Source organism: Shewanella sp. Koi 1 (genome assembly GCF_052907445.1).
The window spans coordinates 4,089,417-4,110,129 of sequence record NZ_JBREJM010000001.1 but is presented as its reverse complement, the minus strand read 5'-3'; the positions used below and the strand labels follow the sequence as shown (position 1 = coordinate 4,110,129).

The 20,713-nt window shown below is 48.2% G+C and carries 16 protein-coding genes; 11 read left to right on the top strand and 5 right to left on the bottom strand.

The annotated features are described in order from the left end of the window. The first annotated feature begins 125 nt into the window (after window positions 1-125). The 8 genes from ACUZ8J_RS18110 to ACUZ8J_RS18075 all read left to right on the top strand — a co-directional run bounded on the left by ACUZ8J_RS18110 (window position 126) and on the right by ACUZ8J_RS18075 (window position 11,064). On the top strand, window positions 126-701 hold the full coding sequence (locus tag ACUZ8J_RS18110) for an anthranilate synthase component II (RefSeq protein WP_446694547.1): 576 nt from the start codon (window positions 126-128) through the stop codon (window positions 699-701). 456 nt (window positions 702-1,157) lie between these two features. Continuing rightward, on the top strand, window positions 1,158-3,638 hold the full coding sequence (locus ACUZ8J_RS18105; protein ID WP_446694546.1) for a S9 family peptidase: 2,481 nt from the start codon (window positions 1,158-1,160) through the stop codon (window positions 3,636-3,638). A gap of 199 nt (window positions 3,639-3,837) precedes the next feature. Continuing rightward, a complete protein-coding gene (locus tag ACUZ8J_RS18100; protein ID WP_446694545.1) occupies window positions 3,838-4,983 on the top strand; it encodes an HDOD domain-containing protein in 1,146 nt (381 codons plus the stop codon). A gap of 55 nt (window positions 4,984-5,038) precedes the next feature. Further along, on the top strand, window positions 5,039-5,950 hold the full coding sequence (locus ACUZ8J_RS18095; RefSeq protein WP_446694544.1) for an alpha/beta hydrolase: 912 nt from the start codon (window positions 5,039-5,041) through the stop codon (window positions 5,948-5,950). A gap of 308 nt (window positions 5,951-6,258) precedes the next feature. Beyond that, entirely contained in the window at window positions 6,259-7,476 is a 1,218-nt protein-coding gene (locus ACUZ8J_RS18090) for an aspartate aminotransferase family protein (protein ID WP_446694543.1), read from the top strand. 127 nt (window positions 7,477-7,603) lie between these two features. Beyond that, window positions 7,604-8,623, top strand: a complete 1,020-nt coding sequence (astA, locus tag ACUZ8J_RS18085; protein ID WP_188870056.1) for an arginine N-succinyltransferase — start codon at window positions 7,604-7,606, stop codon at window positions 8,621-8,623. A gap of 8 nt (window positions 8,624-8,631) precedes the next feature. After that, entirely contained in the window at window positions 8,632-10,095 is a 1,464-nt protein-coding gene (gene astD / locus ACUZ8J_RS18080; RefSeq protein WP_446694542.1) for a succinylglutamate-semialdehyde dehydrogenase, read from the top strand. Window positions 10,096-10,260: 165 nt separating this feature from the next. Next, complete coding sequence (locus tag ACUZ8J_RS18075) at window positions 10,261-11,064, top strand: DUF1338 domain-containing protein (protein WP_011621414.1); 804 nt, start codon at window positions 10,261-10,263, stop codon at window positions 11,062-11,064. Between the two features lie 129 nt (window positions 11,065-11,193). Here the strand turns inward: ACUZ8J_RS18075 and ACUZ8J_RS18070 are convergent, their stop codons facing one another. The 4 genes from ACUZ8J_RS18070 to crp form a co-directional block, all read right to left on the bottom strand. Then, entirely contained in the window at window positions 11,194-12,522 is a 1,329-nt protein-coding gene (locus tag ACUZ8J_RS18070) for an ATP-binding protein (protein WP_086904185.1), read from the bottom strand. Beyond that, on the bottom strand, window positions 12,519-13,193 hold the full coding sequence (locus ACUZ8J_RS18065; protein ID WP_011621416.1) for a response regulator transcription factor: 675 nt from the start codon (window positions 13,191-13,193) through the stop codon (window positions 12,519-12,521). Before ACUZ8J_RS18065 ends, ACUZ8J_RS18070 begins: the two co-directional genes overlap by 4 nt. After that, the gene (locus ACUZ8J_RS18060) at window positions 13,174-13,521 is read right to left on the bottom strand and encodes a PepSY domain-containing protein (protein WP_011621417.1); all 348 of its coding nucleotides are present in this window, start codon (window positions 13,519-13,521) and stop codon (window positions 13,174-13,176) included. Before ACUZ8J_RS18060 ends, ACUZ8J_RS18065 begins: the two co-directional genes overlap by 20 nt. Before the next feature lie 82 nt (window positions 13,522-13,603). Then, a complete protein-coding gene (crp, locus tag ACUZ8J_RS18055) occupies window positions 13,604-14,239 on the bottom strand; it encodes a cAMP-activated global transcriptional regulator CRP (protein ID WP_011070954.1) in 636 nt (211 codons plus the stop codon). A gap of 422 nt (window positions 14,240-14,661) precedes the next feature. Between crp and ACUZ8J_RS18050 the strand changes: the two genes are divergently transcribed. Next, window positions 14,662-15,441, top strand: a complete 780-nt coding sequence (locus ACUZ8J_RS18050) for a sel1 repeat family protein (RefSeq protein WP_446694541.1) — start codon at window positions 14,662-14,664, stop codon at window positions 15,439-15,441. 130 nt (window positions 15,442-15,571) lie between these two features. Here the strand turns inward: ACUZ8J_RS18050 and thpR are convergent, their stop codons facing one another. After that, window positions 15,572-16,144 (bottom strand): RNA 2',3'-cyclic phosphodiesterase, encoded by a 573-nt coding sequence (thpR, locus tag ACUZ8J_RS18045; RefSeq protein ID WP_446694540.1) that lies wholly within the window; start codon window positions 16,142-16,144, stop codon window positions 15,572-15,574. Window positions 16,145-16,315: 171 nt separating this feature from the next. Here thpR and ACUZ8J_RS18040 point away from each other — a divergent pair, with 171 nt between their 5' ends. Further along, window positions 16,316-18,502 (top strand): putative bifunctional diguanylate cyclase/phosphodiesterase, encoded by a 2,187-nt coding sequence (locus tag ACUZ8J_RS18040; RefSeq protein ID WP_446694539.1) that lies wholly within the window; start codon window positions 16,316-16,318, stop codon window positions 18,500-18,502. A gap of 193 nt (window positions 18,503-18,695) precedes the next feature. After that, window positions 18,696-20,702, top strand: coding sequence for a TonB-dependent copper receptor (locus ACUZ8J_RS18035; RefSeq protein WP_446694538.1), 2,007 nt, complete (start codon window positions 18,696-18,698; stop codon window positions 20,700-20,702). Window positions 20,703-20,713 lie beyond the last annotated feature (11 nt).

Here is a 20,713-nt window from a genome sequence, read left to right as displayed (position 1 = left end):
GCCAGTCTATTGACTGGCTTTTTTATTGGATAAAGGTTTAATCCGCGCAAAGGCCTGTGGTAGCATTTGCGCCGCATTTCAGCCGTGGAATGCATCGACTTACCATTTGAGCCAATGGATTTTGTATGTTGCTAATGATCGACAATTACGACTCTTTCACCTTTAACTTAGTGCAGTATTTTCAGCAGTTAGGGCAAGAGATCGTGGTTAAACGCAATGATGAAATCAGCTTAGCGGAAATCGAGGCGCTGGCACCGAGCCATTTAGTCATCTCTCCCGGGCCTTGTTCGCCCAATGAAGCGGGGATTTCCCTCGCGGCGATTGAGCATTTTGCCACGCGTTTACCTATCTTGGGTGTGTGTTTAGGGCATCAAGCCATGGCGCAGGTGTTTGGTGCTAAGGTTGTGCGAGCGCAACGAGTGATGCATGGCAAAGTCAGTGCGATTGGCCATACAGGCGAGCGCCTATTCAAAGGGTTAAATCAACCATTAACTGTAACACGCTACCATTCATTGTTGGTCGATGCTGTCCCTGAGGGATTTGTGTTAGATGCTTGGTTTGACGACCCAACCCATGGCCGCGAAATTATGGCCATGAGCCATAAGCAGCTGCCACTCTTTGGTGTGCAATTTCACCCCGAGTCAATTTTGACCGAGCAAGGCCATGAATTGTTGGCAAACTTCTTGTCGCAATCGGCTTAGATTAAATCCAAAAGCTCCATTCAGTTCTAGGGCGTGTTTACGTTTCAGGGTTATTTTTGCAGCTATGTGGCGTGCGTTTATGCAAGGCAAAGTCCGCGTAGTGTAGTTATTCTACATAAACGGACGATAACGCAGCAGAAACGCCCGCCAAACGCTGCCCGAAGGGTTCGTCTGGCAAGCCCTTGCTCTTACTTGCTGTAATTAGAGCAGCTCGTCATTTGAGTAGAATCACTACACATCATTCCTCGTTTCGCGAGCACGAGCTTGCCTGAGCGAACAAAATTTAATTTCGAAACGTCAACACGCCCTAAGCTTTGTTACAAGATTTCTCCTCCTTTTAAGCAAACATGTCGCCTAAGTGTGATATAAATGCCGCCAAACTACGTCTAGCTGCGAGCGTTGTGGGGATAGTCCGCTGCGTTTGCAGGATTGCGATAACAATAAAAGGAAGGACGAATGAACAGCGTAATGCGAAATTTGGGTTTAAGTGCGTTAGCCGTTGCGGTATTGACGAGTTGCGCCGCCACCTCAACTGAAACGGCGACTCCCGCGACCACACCACAGGCTTATCAAGTCCCTTTAGCTCAGCCTCCCCAAGTTTCACAACCCCTTACGCTGAATCAAATTATGGCGAACCCCGATTGGATGGGGATTTTCGCTAAGGAAACTTACTGGAGCGATGACAGCCAGAGCGTTTTCTTTGCCCGTCAACCTAGCGCGTCGCCGCTACGGAATTATTATCAGCAGGGCATTAATGACAGCCGCGCCGTTGAACTGGCCATCGATAAGCTACACGCGGCGGACCAACAGTTTGGTGTGTTAGACAGTGCTAAGGCCAATAAGGCGTATCTCTACCAAGGCAATATTTTTGTTAAGCATTTAAGCTCTGGCAAAATCACCCAGCTTACCCGCCAGCGCACTGCCATCAGTGGCCTGCGTTACCTTAACAATGGCGATATCGCCTATTGGCAAGGGGATAATGTTTTCCAAATCCATCAAGACAGTGGATTAGTGGAACAGCTGGCTGAAATCAAAATGGCGAAAGCGCCCGAGGGCGTGAAAGAGCCAAGCAGCTACTTAGCCAAGCAGCAGCACAGACTCATTCAATATGTGGCGTTGCAGCAAGAAAATGCCAAAGCCAAAGAACAGTTTAAGAACGTGCTGCAAAAGAGCGATCCAACCCTCGCCGCTAACACTTGGTATCTAGGGGATGCCGAGGTGGTGTCTGAGCTAAGTCTGTCGCCAGACGGTCGCTATCTGTTTGTCGCCCTTACCGATAAAAATTACACCGGCAGTAGTGAGCATGACATTATGCCAAACTACCTCGGTAGCGAAGGTTATATCGATCCTGTGCCCGTACGCGCCCGTGTTGCAGAAGATACGCCGCCTGGCCAACGCTTTGTGGTACTCGATCTCAATGAGCATAAACAGATTGATGTGACTATCGAAGGTTTAACCGGCTTCGATGAGGACGTTTTAGCTAAGGTTAAGAGTGAAAACGCTAAGGCAAAAGGTGAGTCGTATCAAAGTACTAAGGCTCCCCGTAAAATCCAGCTGATGCAGGATTGGGGCTGGACTCAAAGCGCGATTCAATGGCATGAGTCTGAGGACAAGCTGGCGGTGATGGTCGAAGCGACCGATAACAAAGACCGCTGGATTGCCAGCGTCGATCTGGCAAAGGGCAAGTTTATTACCGAGCATCGCCTGCATGATGATGCTTGGGTGAACTACGACTATAACCAATTTGGCTGGTTACCAGGTACGGACACTCTGTACTATCTCTCTGAAGAAACAGGCTATTCCCAGCTTTATATCAAAGCCCGCGGCGAAAAGCCCCGCGCTTTGACTCAAGGTAAGTTTGTGGTGAGCGATATTACTCTCTCGCCCGATGCAAACTATATCTACTACAAGGCTAACCAAAGTCACCCTGGTATTTACAACGTTCACCGTGTGAATATCGCCTCGGGCAAAAATGAGCAATTAACCCAGTGGGACGGTAACTTAGATTACAGCTTAAGTCCCGATGGCACTAAGTTGCTGCTGAATGCGTCTCGCCGTACTCAGCCGAATGAGCTGTATGTTCAACCGATTGGCGGTGAGTTAAAACAGCTCACCTCATACACCAGCGATGCCTTTAAGCAATATCCATGGCAAGCGCCCGAAGTGGTAGCCGTACCTTCTAACCATGGCGCTGGCCAAGTGTATGCGCGGGTTTATTTGCCGCAGGGTTACGACAAATCCCGCGCCGAGAAATACCCCGCCGTTATCTTCAACCATGGTGCGGGCTACTTACAGAATGCCGATTATGGTTTCAGTGGTTACTTCCGTGAGTTTATGTTCCACAACCTACTGACTCAACAAGGTTATGTGGTGATGGACATGGATTACCGTGGTTCTAAAGGCTATGGCCGTGACTGGCGCACGGCGATTTATCGCAACATGGGTCACCCTGAAGTTGAAGACTTAAAAGACGGTGTAACTTGGATGGGCCAAAATGCCAACGTGGATATTAAGCGCGTTGGTACTTATGGCGGTTCTTACGGTGGCTTCTTAACCTTTATGTCCTTGTTTACTGAGCCGGAATTATTCCAAGCAGGCGCTGCACTGCGCCCTGTGGCGGATTGGGCACATTACAACGCGCCATACACCTCCAACATTTTAAACACACCGGATGTTGACCCTATCGCCTACGAGCGTAGCTCGCCTATCGAGCATGCCCAAGGTCTGACTAAGCCGTTACTTATCATGAGTGGCGTGATGGATGACAACGTGTTCTTCCAAGATAGCGTGCGTATGGTGCAGCACCTTATCGAGCTGGAAAAACCTATGTTCGAAACTGCGATTTACCCAGTTGAGCCCCATGGTTTCCGTCAGCCATCGAGCTGGTTGGACGAATATCGCCGTATTTATAAGCTGTTTGAACAAGAGCTTAAGTAAATATCGTGACAATATGAAGGCCTCAATATGAGGCCTTTTTCTTGAGCATAATTTACGGGCGCAAGCCCTGCATTAATGTTGTGAGATTGTGACCCGTTGCTTATTGCTAAGACTTAACCTATATGCTGAAATTGTCATGTTTTTAACGATTTTAGCGTATGCGCGCCACTTAGCACGGGCGAAATAGGAAAGATAAACTGTGGCGATATCGGTAGCGGGCGGTGTTAGACCTGGCAAGATTTTAGAGATAGAACATAGACTCTATCAGCAACTTATTCTCGGTAAACAAAAAGCCAGTCCTACTCTATTGGATGATTTAGACCGAGAGCTTGAGGCCGATGCCAATAAACTCGATGTCGAGCGAGAGGCGATACTGTCGCGACTTCTCAAACAAATTCAGGCCCGTGAGGTTTTTGAAGCCATCTCAAAACAACTCACCGGCACAGTCAATAATGCTATTGAGCATCAACTGGCATCGCCCGAGTTAGTGCTCGCCAAGTCTGATATTAACGAATCACAGATACTGCTGCTTGAGCTACTGCTAGCAAAAAACCTTGATGCTACAAGATTGAGACCTTTAATCAGCAATTTAAGCTGGTTGTGTCGCGATTTAACCAATATGGTCAATAGTCCGGCATTTCGGGCGCGCCGCCCGCAAAGTTCCGACGTACGAGTCACCGATATCAAATTAGTGATGAATTACATTGGCATCGAAAACCTGCGCACTATTATTCCTTATTTTTGCCTGCGTAATTGGCTGCCGAGTGGCAATGCTAAGTTACTCTGGACCACCCGTAAGCTATGGCGCTATAGCATTGTGAGCGGAATAGCCGCGAATGCGTTAGCGCAGCTTCATAATACTGACTCAGCCCTAGTTTATAGTGGCGCATTATTAAATCAGTTAGGCACCTCGGTTGTGCTTAGTTTGAGCGCGCGTTTATTTGATAAAACGTGGGGCAATTGGATCCGTGAGGCAAGCTCGAGTCGAGATAAAGAAGTGTATGATGCTGTTATCGCCACCGAGTTCCCTGCTAAAGTGGTTTTCGAGCAAGTGTTAGCCCATGGACATAAGCTTAATTGGCAACTATTAGAGTTACTTAAGTTTGAGCAGAGTCCATTAACTCAATTGCTTAAAGAGTTGGACCAAACCTTAACTTACCGCGAACTCTCTATGCCGGCCGCATTAGTGGCACGGGCGAATTGTTATGCTAAGGTGCTGTTGCTTGAAGAGATGCGCCAAATCGAGCCGCAGGAAAAACGCTTAATGTTCGATTATTACGAGCTCAGCGAGCAGGAAGTACTGCGCCTAAAAGCACAGAATTATCGGAAGTTGGATCTGCTGTAATCTGCACGCCGTTCCCATCGGTGTCTAATTGCGGCACTGATGTGGAGGACGGGAAATGCCAAGCTGGCAAGCTTCTGTATTAAATACTATTTTATCCTATGTGGCACGGCCCTCGATCAGCCGAGGTAAGGCCAAACTCCCTCTAAATCAAGTGCGGCAACGCTTATTAGAGCTGGATAAGCGCTGGCTGCCGTGGCCCGAAAAACTCGTTACTGCCTCGATTCCCTTACAACATTCCACACTACTGCATTATGTGCTGCTCAATGACACGCCGCGTTTGGGCAATCTATTTTACATTCGCGGCGGCGGATTCTGTTTTAAGACTCCCCATGCCCATGCAAGACTGGTGGCCGATATCAGCGAACGTTGTCGCCTAGACACGTTTATCCCGGATTATCGTTTAGCACCGGAACATCCTTATCCCGCGCCCTGTGACGATGTGCTCGAGGCTTACCTGCATTTAATTGAGTTGAAAGGCAACGATAATCTGGTGCTAATGGGCGATTCTGCCGGTGGCAATTTAGCCTTAAGTCTGTTGCTCGAACTGAAAAAGCGCCAGCTGCCCATGCCTAAAGCCTGTGTGTTGTTGTCACCCGCGCTCGATTTAGCGATTACGGGCGATATTGAGCTGATTTTAGGTGCGGACGATCCGTTCTTTACCATTGAGTCGCTATTGCGGCTGCGCGGGGCGTATCTTGCTGGGGCGAATCCTATGTCTGAACGGGTTTCACCTTTACAGGGGAACTTGGCAGACTTGCCGCCACTCTTAGTGATTGCCGGTACGCGCGAGTTGCTGTTACAGGACTCAGAACGACTGGTTATGCAAGTTAAGGCTTGTGGTGGTGTGGTAGAATCGCGTTTTTATCACAATATGCCCCATGTTTTTCCTCTGTTTCATCTGTTGCCAGAAGCGCTTGAGGCGAGGGAACAAATTGCAGATTTTGTGCTTTCACAGCTGATTCGTTAAAATTGTGTAGTTATTCATATTCAGTGAATAGCTAGCAAAAATAGGGGTAAATAACTTTTTTTCTGACTAAATATGCTAAAGGCCTCTGGCGTAAACGCTTGTATAGTTCTTAAACTACAATCTTTATGCACTTTGACCCAAAGCATGGCGAATGTTGTTTGTGAAAAACTGGTATTTTGATCACAATTTCGCTAATAATGGCTATTAATAGACACAAGCATACCCTGTATCACTAACTCAAGATAAAGATACGTTGGGGACTCAGACGGCTCCCGAGGCCGTTACATTTAAACAAAGGATGAAGAAGAATGAGCGTTGATATGAAGTTGAATCGTGCCCAGTTTGATGCGGTAATGGTGCCTAACTATGCGCCTGCTGCCGTGATCCCTGTACGTGGCGAAGGCAGCCGAGTATGGGATCAAGAGGGTAACGAGTTTATCGATTTTGCCGGCGGTATCGCGGTAAATTGCTTAGGTCACTGTCATCCCGCCTTAGTGAATGCCTTAAAAACGCAAGGCGAAAAATTATGGCACCTGTCTAACGTGATGACCAACGAGCCAGCGCTTGAGCTTGCCACTAAGTTGGTTAACAGCACTTTTGCTGAGCGTGTGTATTTTGCCAACTCTGGCGCCGAGGCCAACGAAGCGGCACTGAAATTGGCTCGTCGTTACGCTTTAGAAAAATTCGGCGTTGAGAAAGATGAAATTATCGCCTTCGATAAAGCCTTCCACGGTCGTACTTTCTTCACCGTGAGCGTTGGCGGTCAAGCAGCCTATTCAGATGGTTTTGGTCCAAAACCGCAAAGCATTACCCACTTACCTTATAACGATGTTGCTGCATTAGAAGCGGCCGTATCGGATAAAACCTGCGCCATCATGTTAGAGCCGCTGCAAGGCGAGGGCGGTATTATTAATGCTGATCCTGCGTTCCTCAAAGCGGTGCGTGAACTGGCTAATAAACACAATGCACTGGTGATTTTCGACGAAGTACAAACCGGTGTTGGCCGTACGGGTGAACTATATGCTTACATGGGCACCGACATAGTGCCGGATATTCTGACCACGGCTAAAGCGCTGGGCGGTGGTTTCCCGATCGCAGCTATGCTGACGACCGCAGAAATTGCGGAGCACTTGAAAGTGGGTACTCACGGTTCAACCTACGGTGGTAACCCATTAGCTTGCGCTATCGGCAACGCGGTATTAGATGTGGTTAACACACCGGAAGTATTGAACGGTGTGAAACATCGCGAGCAGTTATTACGCGATGGTCTGAACAAAATTAATGAAAAATATCATGTTTTCTCTGAAATTCGCGGTAAAGGCTTGCTGTTAGGGGCGGTCCTTAATGAACAGTACCAAGGTCGTTCACGTGACTTTTTAGTAGCGTCTGTTGCTGAAGGCTTAATGAGCCTGATGGCGGGTGCTAATGTGGTACGTTTTGCTCCTTCACTGGTGATCCCTGAGGCAGATATTGCAGAAGGCCTAGCACGTTTTGAGCGTGCTGTGGCGAGCATCGCTGCTGCCTAAGCGACCAAAGGAGTGCTGAATTTTATTCGCACTCCTTTTTTGTCAGGGAATACTTGCGTGTATCTATCCTGTCTTTTTTAAGATAGGCGCCTTGATGCACAGCAAGCTTAAGTGAGGAGACACTAAGATGTTAATCATACGTCCTATTAAGGCAGGCGATTTTGAATCTCTATATCAAATCGCCGAAGAGTCTGGCCATGGCTTTACCTCATTGCCAGTCAATGCCGATTTGCTTAGGCATAAAATTGCCCGTGCAGAAGCCTCATTCGTTAAGGTGGTTGATAAGCCCTTCGATGAAGGCTATTTGATGGTGCTCGAGGATACTGCGACCCGCGAAGTGGTTGGTACTTGTGCCATTGAAGCCGCAGTGGGTATGGAGGATGCCTTCTACCACTATCGCCTCGGGACAGAGGTTTATCATTCTGAGCAAATCGAAGTGCGTAATGAGGTCGAAACCTTAACCCTGTGCCACGATTACACTGGCGCTGCTGAGCTTTGTACCCTGTTTTTACGGGAACCCTATCGTAAGGGGAATAATGGCCGCATGTTGTCACGCAGCCGTTTTCTGTTTTTAGCTCAACATGCAAAGCGTTTTGGCGAGACTGTGATTGCCGAAATGCGTGGTGTGAGCGATGCCGATGGTCATTCCCCCTTCTATGGTTGGCTGCAAAAAAACTTTTTAGGTATTGATTTTGTTCAGGCCGATTACCTGTCGGGTCTAGGCAAAAAAGCCTTTATGGCGGAGATGATGCCCCGCAACCCCGTGTACGTTTGCCTGCTGCCAGAAGAAGCACAAAAAGTGATAGGCGAAGTGCACACCAATACCCGTCCAGCCTTGAGTCTGCTTCAGGCCGAAGGCTTTAGATGCCGTGGTTATGTGGATATTTTCGATGGTGGTCCAACGGTGGAATGCCGTCTCACAGATATCCGCGCCGTGCGTGAGAGCCGTCTGCTGACCGTGGATATTGGTGAAATGCCTGAATCTGATAAGCAATTTATTATCTCTAACACTCAATTAGCCAATTACCGTGCGACCTCCGCTTGTCTTGCTGTGGATGACAAAACCGAGCAGGTGGTAATTAGTCCAGAACTCGCCGAGGGTTTGTTACTCGCAAAAGGCGATCAAATCCGTATTTTGGCAATGTAGGAATGCAAATGACACATTTTATTAAAGGCCAGTGGCAAGCTGGCAAGGGTCATGATGTGACCTCTAGCAACCCAGCAAATGGCGAAATCATTTGGCGTGGCCAAACGGCGACAGCTGATCAAGTTAACGCCGCCGTCGATGCCGCCCGTGAAGCTCAGTTCGATTGGTTTATGTTAGGTTTTGATGCGCGTTTAAAGATTGTCGAAGCCTATCGCAGCCAACTCGAAGCGAATAAAGCCGAATTAGCCGAAACGATTGCTCAGGAAACTGGTAAACCTCAATGGGAAACGGCGACAGAAGTCGCTGCCATGATTGGTAAGATTGGCCTGTCGGCAACGGCTTATAATAAGCGTACCGGCACTGAGGCCAATGATACTCCAGCAGGGCGCGCGGTATTGCGCCATAAGCCACACGGTGTGGTTGCTGTGTTTGGGCCTTATAACTTCCCTGGGCATTTACCCAATGGTCATATAGTGCCAGCGCTGCTCGCGGGCAATACCGTGGTGTTTAAGCCCTCTGAATTGACGCCTAAAGTGGCCGAGTTGATGGTCTCTTTTTGGGAAAAGGCGGGTCTGCCCGCGGGTGTTATCAACTTAGTGCAAGGCGAAGTCGATACGGGTAAAGCGCTGGCGTCGCACCCACAACTCGACGGCCTGTTCTTTACCGGTAGTTCTCGCACTGGTCACCTATTGCATCAGCAATATGCGGGTCATCCTGGTAAGATCCTCGCCTTAGAAATGGGCGGTAATAACCCACTGATTATTAAAGGTGTCGCCGATATTAAAGCGGCTGTGCACGATATTCTGCAATCGGCCTATATTTCATCTGGCCAGCGTTGCACCTGCGCCCGCAGGCTCTATGTTGAGCAAGGCGAGCAGGGCGATGCCTTAGTCGCCAAGCTGGTTGAAGCGGTGAAGCAGATTAAAGTCGGTCCTTGGAACGCGCAGCCACAGCCATTTATGGGCTCAATGATTTCCGAAGCTGCGGCGAAAGGTATGGTTGCGGCGCAGGCTAACTTGCAGAACTTAGGCGGTGTGTCGCTGGTTGAACTCACTCACCTGCAAGCGGGAACAGGCTTAGTCTCACCCGGGCTTATCGATGTGACTGCGGTGGGCGAATTACCCGATGAGGAATACTTCGGACCACTGCTGCAATTAGTACGCTACAGCGATTTTGACCAAGCGATTAAGCTGGCTAACAAAACCCGTTATGGCTTATCCGCGGGGATCTTGGCCGATAGCCGTGATGATTATGAGTATTTCCTCGCCCGCATTCGTGCGGGTATTGTGAATTGGAACAAGCAGATCACTGGTGCTTCTGGCGCAGCCCCCTTTGGCGGCGTAGGCGCTTCGGGTAACCACAGGGCGAGTGCATTTTATGCCGCCGACTATTGTGCTTACCCTGTTGCCTCCGTTGAGGCGGATGCGGTGAGTTTACCCGCAAGCTTAAGCCCAGGGTTAAGTTTAGAGTGACATCATTGAGGAAGAACCTAGGTTCTTCCTTTTTCATAGCAAGCAGTAACGTTACTTGGGCTGCTACTGAGCGCCGTTGTGCAGCAAGTGGCTAGGGTCGTTACACTGAGTGCGAGCGGCAAAACAATACGCACTATAGTCGCAGCACAATAAAAGGAGTTTTTTATGCACACAGATATCAATGCGTTATTTGCCGCTCTCTGGCAAGACTATATTCAAATGACCCCATCTGCGGCCAAGGTGCACGAGCTACTCGGACACGGTAAGCCGATTATCAACGACCATATCGCCCTGCGTACTTTTAACATCGCTAAGGTGAATTTAGCCGTATTGGCCGAGCACTTTACCTCTCTAGGTTATGTGGCTTGTGGTGATTATAAGTTTGAACAGAAAAAACTGGTGGCTAAGCATTTTGAGCACCCAGATGCGACTCAGCCAAAGGTGTTTATTTCTGAGTTATTGGTGGAAGAATTTAGCCCATCACTGCAAAGCACCATCCAAGGCTTGATTGCCCAAGTGGATGAGCAAGCGACGAAAGCGGATAACTTTATCTATTCGGGTCGTCATTGGTCACTGGATGCTAAGACCTATGAGACGCTGCTCGAAGAGAGCGAATATGCGGCTTGGGTGGCGGCCTTTGGCTACCGCGCCAACCATTTTACAGTCTCTATCAATCACCTCGAGGGCTTCGAGACATTAGAGTCTGTAAACGATGCGCTTAAGCAAGCGGGCTTTGTGCTGAATAGTTCAGGTGGCGAAATCAAAGGTTCGCCAGAAGTGTTATTGGAACAATCATCGACCATGGCCGATAAAATCGCCGTAGAATTTAGCGATGCAACGGTTGAGATCCCAAGCTGCTTCTATGAATTTGCCCTGCGTTATCCCAAGGCGAATGGCGAGCTGTACACTGGGTTCGTAGCCGCATCCGCCGATAAGATTTTTGAGAGCACCAACGCGAAAAAGGCCTAAAAAATTAAGGCGGTTGCTGACTCATCTCAAACAAAAACGCCATCGTTCGATGGCGTTTTTATTGGCGGCTCTAGAGCAACACTCAGAGCAAATAGTTGGCTCGCTAAGCACTCGTTAGCTAAGCACTCGTTAGCTAAAGACTAGTTCAATACTGAGACCGGATAAATGGCTGCTGTGCTTAAACTTAAGCTCAATGCCATATTGCTCGGCAATCTCTTTCACTATCGATAACCCTAGGCCATGGCCCATAACGGATTCATCGAGGCGTGTGCCCCTTTGGGTGAGTTTATCGAGTTCGTCGTCGGCAACACCTGGGCCATCATCATCTATGCTAAGGCAGAGTTTGTTTTGCGTCTTCCACAGTTTGACCGCGACTTGGCTGCCCGCCCATTTAAAAGCGTTATCGAGCAGATTCCCTAAGAGCTCCATACCATCTTCCCTATGAATGGGCAGGCGCTGGATACTGGGGTCGAGCTCAAAGTCGCAATTGATGCTTTTGCTTCTATGCACTTTGTTGAGGGTATTGGCGAGGCTGTGAAGATCCCTCGGCACTACTAGCTGGGCGGCAGGTAACATATCGCCGGTGATCCGCGCCGCCGCAAGTTTACGTTCGACCATTTTATGGATAGCGTCGAGTTGCTGTTGCAGCGCCATGGCGGTGTCGGGATCTTTAAGCCCCAAGGCTTCAACCTGTTGCTGCATCACCGCCAGTGGGGTTTTTAACCCATGGCTTAAGTTGCCTAAGTTATTGCGGCTACGCTCAATTTGCTTGGCGGTGTATTCCAATAACTCGTTGTAGGTCTTGGCCAGGGGTTGCACTTCGGGCGGAATGTTATTCAGCTCTAAGGCGTTAATCTCGCCTTCCTGCAGGCGTGAGAGCGCGTGTTGGATCTGTTTTACCGGTTTAAAGGATTGACGCAGGATCAAGAAGATCCCCGCGATCATGGCCACTAACATGGCGAGGTTAATCCCAAGCTTAGTGCCATAGACCTCACTAAACACGCGCCGGCCGATACTTAAATCCTGCGCTACTGTTAGGGTGGCAGTGACATTGGCGCTGCTGGAGTTTAGCCCTAGGGATAATAGCTGCATATCATTGTTTTTCGGACCTTTTGCCTGCCAGACGCGGGTCTGGTTTGGCGCTAAAGGTTCGATATCGAGCTGCATGTCCCACAGGGAGCGGGAGCGGATCACTTCATTGGGGAGGTTGAGCTGGAAATAACGTCCCGAATAGGCGGGGCGGTAGAAGCTCGACAGTTGGCTCTGATCGATATTGATCTCCCCATTATTGATATGGGTCGCCAACATGATGTGCTCAAGATCTTCTTCTAAGCGGTTGATAATGGAGTCGTGAAACGCTTGGCGCAGCATGGACTCAAACAATATGAGTCCAATCACTGTGCCTAACACTAATAAGCTCGTTAACCATAAACTGAGCTTAGTGCGAATGGAGATCATGCAGTCAGGCCGTGGAAGATGTAACCTTGGCCGCGGCGGGTTTCAATCGCGGTTTTGCCGAGTTTTTTACGCAGGTGAGTCACGTAAACTTCAACCACGTTACTCTCTTTCTCGTCATCAAACTGATAGAGCTTGTCCGTCAGTTGTGCCTTAGATAACAGCTTCTTAGGCGACATGAGGAAGATTTTTAACAGCCTGAACTCCATGGCGGTCAACTCATATAAATGTTCGCCAACGCTCACCGTCTGCTCGGCTTCATCTAAGGTGACGCCACCATAGCTCAACTGTTTACTGGGATTATTTAATCGGCCGTGCGCGCGGTGAATAAGCGCTTGGATACGCGCCAGTAATTCCTGTGCATGGAAGGGTTTACCTAAATAATCATCGGCGCCGGCATTAAAGCCTTCGACCTTTTCATGCCATTGGCTGCGGGCCGTTAGCATGATAACCGGTGTGCTAATGCCTTGATTACGCCAACCTTCGAGTAATTCCAGTCCATTGCCGTCGGGGAGGCCAATATCTAAGATCACGCAGTCGTATTGGGTTTCTTTAACGAGGTAATCGGCTTCAACTGCTTTGTCAGTAATATCGGTAACGTAGCCAGCCTGTTTGAGTTGCTTCTCCAGTTCGGAGACCAACATCGGATTATCTTCAACGAGTAGCAGTTTCATGTTTTCGACATTCGCTCGGTAGTGCGGTGGAGTGTTCGAGCTGACCATTGGTGGCATCAATACTCAAATTCACTATTTGGCCGCGTTGCACTTTGATTTGTAAATCATAGCGCCATTTATGATCTTCTTGATAGAGATGGGCGTCAATTAGTTCGCCTTGGCAAAATTGATTCACCACAGCAAGGGTGCCATTGAGTGATAAAATTTGCCCGGAGTTGACCAAAGCCTTGGCTTGATAATGTTCTAATTCAATCGGTTCGGCGTGAATTATTGTTGGATGCACCAGCGTAAACAGACTGAAAAAACAGATAAAAAACAGCCGTTTCATTTATGCTCCCCAATAAAAAATGGCCTAGATTTTATGCTAGGCCACTTTAATGAAACAGGCTTAAATCAAGCTGAAGTCTATCTTAACGGGTACCATATACCACAATGGTTTTACCGTGTGCTTGGATCAAATTCTGCTCTTCAAGCATCTTTAAAATACGACCCACGGTTTCGCGGGAGCAACCGACGATCTGACCAATTTCTTGGCGAGTGATCTTAATTTGCATGCCGTCAGGGTGAGTCATGGCATCGGGTTGCTTAGCTAAGTGCAACAATGTCTGGGCAATACGGCCAGCCACATCGAGGAACGCTAAATTACCCACTTTTTGGCTAGTGCTTTGTAGGCGATACGCCATTTGAGCCGATAGCTTCATCAGAATTTCGGGGTTAACTTGGATTAATTGCTTGAACTTCTTGTAAGAGATTTCAGCAATTTCACATGCTTGTTTCGCACGAACCCAAGCAGTACGTTCAGCTTGTTCTTCGAACAATCCTAACTCACCGATAAAGTCGCCTTGATTAAGATAAGAAAGGATCATCTCCTTACCTTCTTCATCTTTAATCAATACCGCTACAGAACCTTTTACGATGTAATAAAGGGTATCTGAGTCTTCACCAGCATGGATCAAGGTGCTTTTAGCGGGATACTTATGAATGTGACAGTGTGATAAAAACCATTCCAAAGTTGGGTCCGGTTTTGGCTTACCAATCAGAGCCATGTCGATGTTCCTCGATTGATTAAAACGAAAGTAAGAATATTCTAAATAAGCATTTTACGTCAATTACACTCATAAAAACTTGATACACCTCTTAGTTTAGAATGAGTGAATAAATGCAATTAACCACCTAAAATTAGAGCTTATTTTGCTACTTTAGTGATATTAGTCAACTAAATCGGTGCCAAACTCACTGGATTCACTTAACTCTGTAGAGTTAATCACATCTTATAAAGGCTTTTAAGGTTTTTTGCGAAGAAAATAACCTCAATTGCGACTAATGAATCAAAGGAATGGGATAATTGCGGCCCCTTAAGGGTTATTTCTATTTAATATAGGTTCGATTACGCCGATTTAGGCTCGACTTATGGGAATAATTCAGGCTAACTTGAGGGCGCGGTTGTTTTTCGTAAAGAGGTTACCAGGTGAAATACAGACAATGGGTTTTAGGCGCCGGATTCACGTTATCCTTAGGGATGAGTGCTGCCGCGCACGCATTTTCTATTCCACAGCCAGCCAATGAAGTTGCGGCGAGTAAATTTGTGCACATTCAAGTGCAGGCAGAGCAGGGCGATGCCGACGCACAATTTTTACTGGGGCTGATGTTTCTCTCTGGACGTTACGTACAGCAAGAAGTGCCGACCGGATTACATTGGATGACCCTTGCCGCCGAACAGCAACACGAAAAGGCGCAGCAAACCTTAGCGGATCTCTCCTTTGAAGGACAATTAGTGAAGCGTGATTTAGCCGTGGCCGAACGTTGGTATAAGGACATGGGTGAGCGCGGTAATCGCTGGGCGCAATTTCGTTTAGGCTTTATTTATGCCTCGGGTGGCGATGGCATTGCGCGTAACTGCGGTAAAGCCGTAGAGCAATTTACTCGTGTTGGGGATGATATTGCCCTTGGCAATGTGGCGTGGATTCTCGCAACTTGCCCTGAGGCCGAATATCGCGATGGTAATAAAGCGCTCGAGTTATCTCTTAAGCTGCTTAAAGTGAATGAGAACGACCCCACCAACCTCGATAACTTAGCGGCTGCCTATGCCGAAGTCGGTGATTTTGGTGCCGCGGTATCGACCCAGCAAAAAGCGATAGCCGCTTTAAAGATGACGGCTGAAGCTACTAAGACCGACGAGTTTCAGCAGCGCCTGCACAGCTATGAACAAAAGCGCGCCTACCGTGAGACTTTGCGTTTACTCGATTAACTCCGTCGGCGTTCTCACCTTCCTATCAGCCCGAGCCATGCTCGGGCTAATTGTTCTTATGGATTACTTTTACAGATTATTTTTACGGATTGCTTCTGGTGCAATGTTTATTCGCGTGAGCGGATTAGGCTTATGCGAGCGGCCAAGAATGTAAGATTTGATACTCCACCCCGTGATTACCACTGGCGGAAAGATACAAATGCAGCTGCTCGGGCGTCAGTGTGAGTTCAAGCATCGAAGCTTGGATGACTTTCTGCTGTACCAGCTCCTTAAGCGTTAGCTCACTGACCAAGATGCCTGACGGCTTTGCCTTTCTAAATAAGCTGATATGGGGCCGAAATGGATGCTCACTCCGATGCAACTGTAATTGCTGGGCTAAATCCTGTGCTTGAGATGCCAAGAGGGCTAACTCTGAACTGATGCTATCCCCCTTTAAACAACAGACCTGAGCCTTAGGCCATAGGGCGATACTATCCAAGGTGACGCTAAATTGGGGTTTAGCTAGCTTATCGACGCCGTCGAGCAACAGTGCAACTTGAGTCGGATTGGCTAGCCCTAAAAAGGCGAGGGTTAAGTGCAAATTAGTGCGAGTCACAGGTTTGGCATTCGGCGCTATCTGTAATGCCAAGCTTTGTTGCAACAGTAGCAGTTGTTGCCTTTGTATGCTGGTGGGAGCAAATCCAAGAAACAGACGTTGTAACACTCTTTATCTCCTTCGCCTGCTCAAATGCCAAACATAAGCTATGCTTTTGTTTGGTAATGCAGAAAGTACTACTGGGGTGGTTGGCTATAGGCTTTCGATTACGTGAGTTTCTCCACTGGAAGTGGAGAAATACTACCTTAAATGGAATTGTAGGTAAGGAAATCTTTTTTCATGTCAGATGGTTTAGCAAATCCCCTTCAACAGGCATTAGTGACGATTTTTAGTGAAACGCCACTAGAAACCCTAGAGCAAAATGTTGACCGAGCATTAGAGGCGATTACGCTTCAACTTCACTGCGACGGTGTGTTTGTTCTGACGGGGAGCTTATCCCTGGATCATCTGCGTACCCGTAATCTCTACTTAAAACCGCAATTTAGTCAAGGCCAGCAAACGCGTGTTTGGCCGCTTGCGCGTATGCCATTTTTTCGATCTCTGGTTAGAAATCCAAAGCTGTTGAATCTTTCCGATGTGAATACATTGCCGCCGGAGGCTCAGGCGGAGCGAGCGTTATTAAGGGATTGGGATGTTAAAAGTTTACTCGTGTTACCTCCAGTGGTGTTTGGCGAAACCCGTATTGCCCTTGGTGCCGTCAATTGCTCTGAGTGTTGTGAATGGAGTGAGGCGTTTATTCAAGAGTTTCAACATGCAGCTGTGATGATTGGCTCTGCTATGGAGTTAACGCGCATCGCCCACGATATGTTAGCGAGTGAAAATAAATACCGTGAAGTCTTTAATCAACTGCCCTTAGCCTGCGCCTTACTCGATAAACAGAATCAACTGACCATGCTCAATAAAGTGGCGTTGCAAACCCTTCCAGCACAACATGGTTATGATTTATTCGATATGGTGCGTGAAGAAGAACATGCCATGTTAACCGATACACTGCACATGGTGCGTGAGGGCGTATTAGGGCAAGCCTGGTGTGAGTTACCCTTAAAATCTAACCTGCAGTTGGATTGGCTTAGATTGAGCTTTAGCCAAATCCACGGCAATAAAGACACCCTAGTAATGATTGCCGAGGATGTCAGTGAAAAATATCGACTCGCCGATGAGCTGTCCTTCCATGCCAATTATGATGCTTTGACTGGGTTACCGAATCGGTTGCATTTTGAGGCCTTGCTCGAAAACCTGCTGCAAACCAAAGATGAGATGCCCACCTGCGTTGCCTTTATCGATGTCGATCAGTTTCAGGTGATCAACAATGTGAGCGGCCATCAGGCCGGTGATAAATTACTGTGCCAGCTTGCATTACGTCTCAAGCAATTGGTGCGTAAGGGCGATATTGTCGCGCGTTTGGGCGGCGATGAGTTTGGGATTTTAATGCATTATTGCAATGTGGATTCGGCGCAACATATCGCTAATCGGATCTGCACTCAGTTAGCCACCCACGAGTTTATTTGGGAAAACCGTTGCCACAATGTCAGCGTCAGCATGGGGATTGCTAAGCTCGAAAAGTCTGCGACGGATATTTACACTGTGATGAGTCAGGCCGATGCGGCCTGTCGTCTCGCCAAGGATAAGGGCCGCAATGGCTGGCACTTGTACAGTGCCAAAGACCCTAAAATGACCCGCCTCTATACCGAGATGATGGCCTCGGTCGATATCGTCAGCGCCCTCGCGCTAAATCAATTTGAGTTGTATTTCCAAAGCATTGCCCCGTTAAGTCGCGAAGAATCCGGCCTGCATTTAGAGGTGCTACTGCGGATGGTGCAGGCCAATGGCACTATTGTTTCGCCGGCGATCTTTCTCCCTGCGGCGGAGCGTTACAACTTGGCAGCCAAGGTCGACCTGTGGGTGATAGATAATCTGCTGAAGTGGGGCAGTAGCCATTTAGATATTTGGCAACAGCTAGAGTTGGTCTCGGTCAACCTGTCGGCGACCTCGTTAGGTGACAGCGAGTTTATGAATTGGCTCGAAATGCGCCTGATGACCGAACCTGAGCTGGTGGATAAGCTCTGCATTGAGATCACCGAAACTGCCGCAGTGAGCCAATTAGATCAGGCCACTAAATTGATTGAAGTGCTGAGGCCATTAAATTGCCAACTCGCGTTGGATGACTTTGGCGCGGGGTTCTCAAGCTTTGCCTACCTTAAACGCTTGAACGTGGATTATGTCAAAATCGACGGCCAGTTTGTGATTAATCTCTGCGAAGACGAGGCTGACCAAGCCATCATCAAAGCCATTTGCCAGTTAGGACAAGATATGGGCTTCGATGTGGTGGCGGAGTTTGTTGAATCCACCGAAATTGCCACTAAGTTAAAAAGCTTAGGTGTGGACTATGCCCAAGGTTATGCCATCAACAAACCTGCACCACTCCTATCATTAACCTCGGGATTAGCGGATCCTTGGCTTGTTTAAGTGTGGATGTTTTTCAGTATTTGCAATTCTTAAAATGTAAGTGATTAATTTATCAAAATTAATCCGATTGTGACCCGCCGCAATTTGTGCTGCGACAGATTGTCGCGCCCAGCCGAGTTTTGATTGCGCTTCCTTCACTTGTGACAACAATACCCCCACAAAAATCATTAAAAACAATATGTAGGGGAATGTCATGCTGTATCAACCTATCAAATTAGCCGCTATTTTAGCGGGTGTTTTGGGCACTGCTGCGCCTCAACTGGCTTGGTCTGCTGAGGCGGCCGACTGTGGTGAAAACCAAAAATGTAAAGATTATCTGCTAGTTACAGCCGATGTAATGCGTCAACCCGTACACTTAGTGAGCGATCCTAAACAGAACCGTTTGCCATTGCCTGCCTATGATGGTTCGGGATTTTTACGTTCGATCCCCGGATTTAACATCACGCGCAAAGGCGGCTCAGGTGGCGATCCTATGTTTAGGGGGCTGGGCGGTTCGCGTCTAAACATAGTCGATGATGGTCAGCATGTGTATGGCGCCTGCGGTGGACGTATGGATCCGCCCACCAATTATATTTATCCCGAAACCTACGATCAGATAACGGTAATTAAAGGCCCGCAGACGGTGAAATACGGCCCTGTAGGCACCGCGGGCACAATTTTATTTGAAAAAAACCGCCATCGTTTTAATCAAGCGGATCTTGAAGGGCGTGCCAGTGCGACGGGTGGCAGTTTCGATAGACGAGATGCCATGGTGGAGTTGAATGCAGGCGATAAGAATTACTACCTAGATTTTGATATTAATCAATCGAGTAGTGATCATTATCAGGATGGCAATGGCAATAAAGTCCAATCCAGTTATGACCGTCAAAACGCCAATCTTGCCCTGGGTTGGACGCCAACAGAGCGCACTGTGGTGGAGTTAACCTACGGAGAGTCGAGCGGTGAGGCAGAGTATGCCGACAGATTAAATAAGGCTCGCCAAATTGATAACCGTGATGCGGCGTTACTATTCCAACATGAGTTTGAGTCGAGCTGGTTGGCCGCAGTTGAGTTACAAGCCTTTAGTAACAAAAACGACCATATAATGGACCGATTTGATGAAGGGGTGAATTCTGGCTCAAATGTGCGCCGGATGACCGACGGTGGTCATCTTTGGTTTGATTTGACCCCGCTCGATGCCCTCGAATTAACACTGGGGCTGGATTATATGTCTAGCGCGCATGATGGCCGCAGTATGGCGCCCAGCGATGTTGGTTTAGACGACTTACTCAATAAGCCGTTTAAGGAAGATATGCGCTATAAAAACTACGCGCTGTTTGCCGAATCCCGCTATGGCTTTGATAACCAAGGTTTAGGCAATAGTAGCTTGCACGCTGGATTGAGGGGCGATCGCTGGGATGGCGAATTGTTAATCGCCCAGCAGGGTGAGCGGGAGGATACCCTCTACAGCGGTTATGTGCGTTATGAATATCAACTCGATGCTCACCAATATTATGCAGGATTTGGCTCGGCGCAGCGCATGCCAGACTATTGGGAGATCATGAAGGCCAGTGCCGATAATCCAACACAAAAAGCCTTTGATCTTAAAGCTGAAACGACCAATCAATTTGATATAGGCTGGATTTATCAGGGGCCTGTGGAGGCTTCGGTTTCACTCTTCTATGGTGAGATTAATGACTATATTCTGATTGATTCGACCAGCAATACCACAGTAGCGCGTAATATCGATGCCAGCCTCTACGGCGGCGAAGCAAGCCTAGACTATGCGCTTAATGAGCAGTGGTCGACTCAACTTACCTTAAGTTATACCCATGGTGAAAACGATACGGACAAGGTCGCGCTTGGGCAAATATCACCGTTAGAGGCCAGATTAACCGTTAACTATCAATGGCAAGCTTGGACAATGGCGGCGCAGTGGCGTGTGGTGGCCGCGCAAGACCGTTACACCTTAGGCCATGGCAATATCGTGGGCCAAGACTTAGGCCCAAGTAGCGGCTTTGGTACGCTGGCACTGAATGCATCTTGGTCATACAGCAAGGATTTATCCTTTATCTTTGGTGTCGAAAACCTGTTTGATGCAACCTACGCTGAACATGTGAGTAAGGCAGGCACGGGTAACGATCTGCCGGGTAGTGAGGCCATGTTTAGGGTCAACGAGCCGGGCCGTAATCTCTGGGCTAAGCTGACCTATCAGTTCTAACTCGGCTTATT